Origin of the sequence: Tatumella saanichensis, assembly GCF_000439375.1 — a bacterium.
Classification (GTDB): domain Bacteria; phylum Pseudomonadota; class Gammaproteobacteria; order Enterobacterales; family Enterobacteriaceae; genus Tatumella; species Tatumella saanichensis.
In genome coordinates this window covers 1-5545 of the sequence record NZ_ATMI01000036.1, presented here as the reverse complement: position 1 = coordinate 5545, position 5545 = coordinate 1, and the positions used below count along the sequence as shown (strand labels likewise).

The 5545-nt window shown below is 49.6% G+C and carries 4 protein-coding genes and 4 tRNA genes; 1 reads left to right on the top strand and 7 read right to left on the bottom strand.

The genetic code is table 11. The features are described 5' to 3' along the window. The 5 genes from DW47_RS0110490 to DW47_RS0110470 all read right to left on the bottom strand — a co-directional run. On the bottom strand, positions 1-665 hold a 665-nt coding region (locus tag DW47_RS0110490), incomplete at its 3' end, for a GTP-binding protein (RefSeq protein WP_029685418.1). Positions 666-787: 122 nt separating this feature from the next. Continuing rightward, positions 788-863, bottom strand: a tRNA-Thr gene (locus DW47_RS0110485). A gap of 5 nt (positions 864-868) precedes the next feature. Beyond that, positions 869-943, bottom strand: a tRNA-Gly gene (locus DW47_RS0110480). A gap of 189 nt (positions 944-1132) precedes the next feature. Beyond that, positions 1133-1217: transfer RNA gene (locus DW47_RS0110475), tRNA-Tyr, on the bottom strand. A 9-nt stretch (positions 1218-1226) separates the two neighbouring features. Further along, positions 1227-1302 (bottom strand) — tRNA-Thr (locus tag DW47_RS0110470). A gap of 514 nt (positions 1303-1816) precedes the next feature. Here DW47_RS0110470 and coaA point away from each other — a divergent pair. Beyond that, positions 1817-2770: a type I pantothenate kinase gene (gene coaA / locus DW47_RS0110465; RefSeq protein ID WP_029686385.1), complete on the top strand. Its 954-nt coding sequence runs from the start codon at positions 1817-1819 to the stop codon at positions 2768-2770. 39 nt (positions 2771-2809) lie between these two features. Here coaA and birA read toward each other — a convergent pair whose 3' ends face one another. Next, on the bottom strand, positions 2810-3772 hold the full coding sequence (gene birA, locus DW47_RS0110460; protein WP_029686384.1) for a bifunctional biotin--[acetyl-CoA-carboxylase] ligase/biotin operon repressor BirA: 963 nt from the start codon (positions 3770-3772) through the stop codon (positions 2810-2812). Then, on the bottom strand, positions 3769-4806 hold the full coding sequence (murB, locus tag DW47_RS0110455) for a UDP-N-acetylmuramate dehydrogenase (RefSeq protein WP_029686383.1): 1038 nt from the start codon (positions 4804-4806) through the stop codon (positions 3769-3771). Before murB ends, birA begins: the two co-directional genes overlap by 4 nt. Positions 4807-5545: the final 739 nt, after the last annotated feature.

The following is a 5545-nucleotide window of genomic DNA, read 5'->3' as shown; positions in this document are numbered from 1 at the left end:
GAGATTGAGAATACGTCTTCAATTGGCAGCAGGAACGGCTGGTCGATAGCACGCTGTGGTTCTGGGATGTAAGAATCCAAGTGGCCAGCCAGTTCCAGAATTTTCTCTTCCCATGCTGCTTCGCCTTCCAGTGCTTTCAGCGCTGAACCACGAACGATTGGGGTATCGTCACCTGGGAAGTCGTACTGAGACAGCAGGTCACGAACTTCCATTTCAACCAGTTCCAGCAGCTCTTCATCATCAACCATGTCACACTTGTTCAGGAATACGATGATGTAAGGAACGCCAACCTGACGACCCAGCAGGATGTGCTCACGAGTCTGAGGCATAGGGCCGTCAGTCGCAGCAACAACCAGGATAGCGCCGTCCATCTGTGCAGCACCGGTGATCATGTTTTTCACGTAGTCGGCGTGGCCCGGGCAGTCAACGTGTGCATAGTGACGAGTCGGGGTTTCGTATTCTACGTGAGAAGTGTTGATGGTAATACCACGTGCTTTTTCTTCTGGCGCGTTATCAATCTGCGCGAAGTCACGTGCAGCACCGCCGTAGTGTTTAGCCAGTACGGTAGTGATTGCTGCAGTCAGAGTGGTTTTACCGTGGTCAACGTGGCCGATAGTACCGACGTTAACGTGTGGTTTGTTACGTTGAAATTGCTCTTTAGCCATTAGATAACCCTTTTAAAGCACGGATAAGTCGGTGATAAGATCACGTCAACCAGGATTCAAAATCCCTGATAAATAATGAAAGTAGTAGCGAACAGAAATTTCAGGAGAGGAGATAAAAGAAGTGGTGCTGATACCCAGAGTCGAACTGGGGACCTCACCCTTACCAAGGGTGCGCTCTACCAACTGAGCCATATCAGCACATCTGGAGCGGGCAGCGGGAATCGAACCCGCATCATCAGCTTGGAAGGCTGAGGTAATAGCCATTATACGATGCCCGCATCCTGGAACTCTTGCTACCTGATATTTCTGTAGCTTTTGAATAATAAGATGGCTCTCTTACTATTCGAGTCTGCCAGATAAACTGACCGACTTTCGACTGAAACTTCCAGCCTACACTCGGGGTGGAAATACTGCTCCACCAGGCTGTGATAGCGTTCTGCTTCACATTCCCAACCAGGAGGTTGAGATGGTGGTGGGAGAAGGATTCGAACCTTCGAAGTCTGTGACGGCAGATTTACAGTCTGCTCCCTTTGGCCGCTCGGGAATCCCACCTTAACTTGATGGTGCCGACTACCGGAATCGAACTGGTGACCTACTGATTACAAGTCAGTTGCTCTACCTACTGAGCTAAGTCGGCATCAAGTTGAGGCGCATTTTAGGGGGGGCTGCGCCAGGATGCAACAACAAATTTTAATTTTTTTTCTCTTCGCTTACTATTTACACAAATCCCGCTTTTTCGCCCCTACATTGGCTAAACTACCGTCAATGAGTGGCTATTTTTCACACCAAAGCCAATATTGCTAAGGATAAGTAATGACCGCCACTCAGGTAACGCTATCGGAGTTACTACGCTATCGCTAGGTATTCCGGTAAATTATTCTGATGACTGATGTTTGATTGAATAAAAAAACAACAACTCACCGTCGGGCGTCCCACCTAACATCCGAGGTCAGCGAGATATGACCGGGATCACTGTTTATATCCTTAATCGCGAAATTTCCCATACAGCCGCATCTTTTCGTTTTTCACCGCCAGCTTCTGGTGTTAACCTCCAGCCTCTGTCTTATTACGACCTCAAGTTATTGCGCTGGGAGGCTTACGCCCACCGCCCCGAGGATAACTCCGATAAATTAGTTGTCAGATGCCTGAATATGAGTAAAAAAAATTTGTCACTGGCTACCTCTCCCTATTTAGAGTTCACACGGGAGCAGTGGGCAACCCTGCGCGATTCCGTACCCATGACGCTGACTGCGGCGGAAATCGCCCAGTTGAAAGGGATCAATGAAGATTTATCGCTGGAAGAAGTCGCCGAGATCTATTTACCCCTTTCACGCCTGCTAAACTTCTACATCAGTTCTAACCTACGTCGTCAGGCAGTGCTGGAGCAGTTCCTCGGTAAAAGTGAGCAGAAGATCCCTTATATCATCAGCATCGCTGGTAGCGTCGCCGTGGGGAAAAGTACCACTGCTCGTGTATTACAGGCTTTACTGAGTCGCTGGCCGGAGCACCGGACGGTAGAACTGATTACCACTGATGGCTTCCTGCACCCGAATGCTGTGCTGAAAGAGCGTGGTCTGATGAAGCGGAAAGGCTTTCCTGAATCCTACGATATGCATCGACTGGTGAAATTTGTCTCAGACTTGAAGTCAGGTGAGCCACAGGTTACTGCGCCAGTTTACTCACATCTGATTTATGATGTTATCCCACAAGGCGATAAGCACGTTTCCCAACCGGATATCCTGATCCTTGAAGGACTGAATGTCCTGCAAAGCGGAATGGACTATTCCCACGACCCACATCGTGTGTTTGTGTCAGATTTCGTGGATTTCTCTATCTATGTGGATGCACCAGAAGAGCTACTTAAGCAGTGGTATATCAACCGCTTTCTTAAGTTCCGTGAAGGGGCTTTTACTGATCCTGATTCCTACTTCCATAACTATGCGCGCTTGTCGGAATCTGAAGCCACTGACATTGCTTGCGGGCTTTGGAATGATATCAATGGCCTCAACCTACGTAAAAATATCCTACCCACCCGCGAGCGGGCCAGCTTGATTTTAACTAAAAGTGAAAATCACGCGGTGGATGCGGTCAAGTTGCGTAAATAACCTGAGCACCAATGCCGGGGGCCCCGCCCCCGGTAAACGTTATTGCTTACGCAGAGAGATCTCCCCTCCTACCCAGCTACTCACTTTACCTTCCTGCTCCAGTAATAAACCGCCACGACTATCAATACCCTGACAAATACCGAAGACTTCCCGTTCACCTATCAATAGTTTGACCGGTCGATGAATAAAGTTATCCAGGCTTGCCCAACGCGCAGTAAACGGCGCCAGTCCTTCAGTTTCGAACAGCGTTAAGGCTGAGCGCAACTGATTGATAATATTCACTGTCAGGGCATTACGGTCGATAGTGATACCGGCTTCCTGCAAGCTTATCCATTGCTGATTAACAATGCTGTCATCGACTGTACGCATCATTAGGTTAATGCCGGCACCGATCACAATATGTGCCACATCTCCCGTCTTGCCATTGAGCTCAACCAGGATCCCGGCCAGCTTGCGATCATTGAGGTAAATGTCATTGGGCCATTTCACCCGCACATCACCTGCACCCGTTGCCTGTAGAGCTTCAGCAATAACGATACCCACTACAAGACTCAGGCCCATTGCCGCTGCTGGGCCCTGCTCCAGACACCAGTACATTGACATATACAGGTTCGCTCCGAAAGGCGAGAACCACTGTCGACCACGCCGGCCACGGCCAGCCTGCTGATATTCCGCAATACAGGTATCTCCTGACGTCAGAGAGTTTAGTCTATCCATCAGATACTGGTTAGTCGAATCAATCACCGGCATGACGGTGAGTTCGCCCTTCCCCTGCAAACCGGCACGGATCCCCTCAGCATCCAGTAACTGTACCGGAGCAGACAGGCAATAGCCTTTACCGGTGACGGTATAAATATCCAGCCCCCAGTTTCTCAGGGTATGAATATGCTGATTCACCGCTGCACGGCTCATGCCCAGAGTTTCGCCCAGTTGTTCACCGGAGTGGAACTCTCCATCTGATAACACACGGATAATCTTCAAGGGCACACTATAATCTTTCATGAGAGTGCTCCTACCGCATCACACTCTCCCTCAGAACCAATAAACCGGACCTCTGGCTCTAGCCAGATACCGAATTTATGCCCCACACTCTCACGGACATATTTGGCCAACTCGGCGATATCCTGCGGGGTCGCTTGGTCGTGATTAATCAGAACTAATGCTTGGCGGCGATGCACCGCAGCCCCCCCCAATTGATACCCTTTTAACTGGCACTGATCGATAAGCCAACCAGCTGCCAGTTTCACGTTACCCTCAGGTTGAGGATATTGGGGTAACTCGGGGTAATCTACCAGCAGTGTGTCGCGCTGTTCGCTGCTGATCACTGGATTTTTAAAGAAGCTTCCAACATTACCCTGCACCGCGGGGTCGGGCAGTTTGCTGCGTCGCATCTCACAGACAGTCTCAAATACCTGCCGCGCAGTGGCGGTTGTCACATCCAACTGCATTAAATCACCGTAACTCAGTCGCGGTTGCCAGTGTTTACTCAGGCGTAGCGTAATGCCCGTTACCGCATAACCAACGCGCAGCTCATGCTTAAAGACACTGTCACGGTAGCGAAAGCGGCACTGGGTATTATCCAACGTGAACGCTTCGCCCGTCACCAGATTAAGCACGTCGACAGAATGGCAGATATCTTTGAGTTCAATACCATACGCACCGATATTCTGCACCGGAGCAGATCCGGCCACCCCAGGGATCAACGCTAGATTTTCGAGGCCATAGAGGTTATTTTCGAGGCAGAACACAACCAATTGGTGCCAGTTCTCTCCTGCACCCACATGGATATCATAATGCTCGGCATTCTCTGTCACGCGGATCCCTTTAATCCGGTTCACCGCAACAATTCCGTGAAAATCATTCAGAAACAGGACATTGCTGCCGCCTCCTAGCAACAAAAAAGGCTTATTTGTCGTCTGGCTCAGATCCCAAGCCTGTTTCAGTTCAGCGGGACTTTCTGCTTCGATAATGTGATCAGCACTAATATCAAGGCCAAGAGTATTAAAAGTTTTGAGTGAGTGAGTTGCGTTCGGCATATCCTGACCTTAACAATAAATTCTACGAATAGTTTACCTGATAAACGAAGGAGTTTTGAGCCTTTAGTGACCGGTTCAGAAATGACTGAGTAGGGAAACATTCACAATTTGGAGGTACTAGGTAGTGACTTATCCCTATCCATTTATATCACCCTAATACCGTGATTCACCCTAAAGATGACTGACTAGGTGCTGCATCATGAGGAATGCAAGACACTCTTGGTTTGAGAGAAAGCAATGGGTGAAGGATTAAAGCCATCGCTAAAGGAAAAAGGGGGAGATAGGCCATTTATCCGCCCCAATGCAAAAGGCCATCCGTAAGGATGGCCTTTTTGACTGTTTGGATGCCTGCCAGTTTACGGCTCACTGCGTTCACCGCCCTACGGGCCGTTGCCACAGGCAACGTTCAAAAGCGAGCTTTTGTCCTACTCTCGCAGAGGGAGACCCCACATGAGCGTTGTTTCGGCACTTATTCACGCACTTCACCGCTTATATTTGCCCCAATGCAAAAAGGCCATCCGTAAGGATGGCCTTTCTGACTGTTTGGATGCCTGGCAGTTTACGGCTCACTGCGTTCACCGCCCTACGGGCCGTTGCCGCAGGCAACGTTCAAAAGCGCGCTTTTGTCCTACTCTCGCAGCGGGAGACCCCACATGAGCGTTGTTTCGGCACTTATTCACGCACTTCACCGCTTATATTTGCCCCAATGCAAAAAGGCCATCCGTAAGGATGGCCTTTC

Coding starts and splice junctions, on each gene's coding strand:
- coaA (WP_029686385.1), top strand. CDS start 1,817: ATGAGTAAAAAAAATTTGTCACTGGCTACCTCTCCCTATTTAGAGTTC.
- birA (WP_029686384.1), bottom strand. CDS start 3,772: ATGAAAGATTATAGTGTGCCCTTGAAGATTATCCGTGTGTTATCAGAT.
- murB (WP_029686383.1), bottom strand. CDS start 4,806: ATGCCGAACGCAACTCACTCACTCAAAACTTTTAATACTCTTGGCCTT.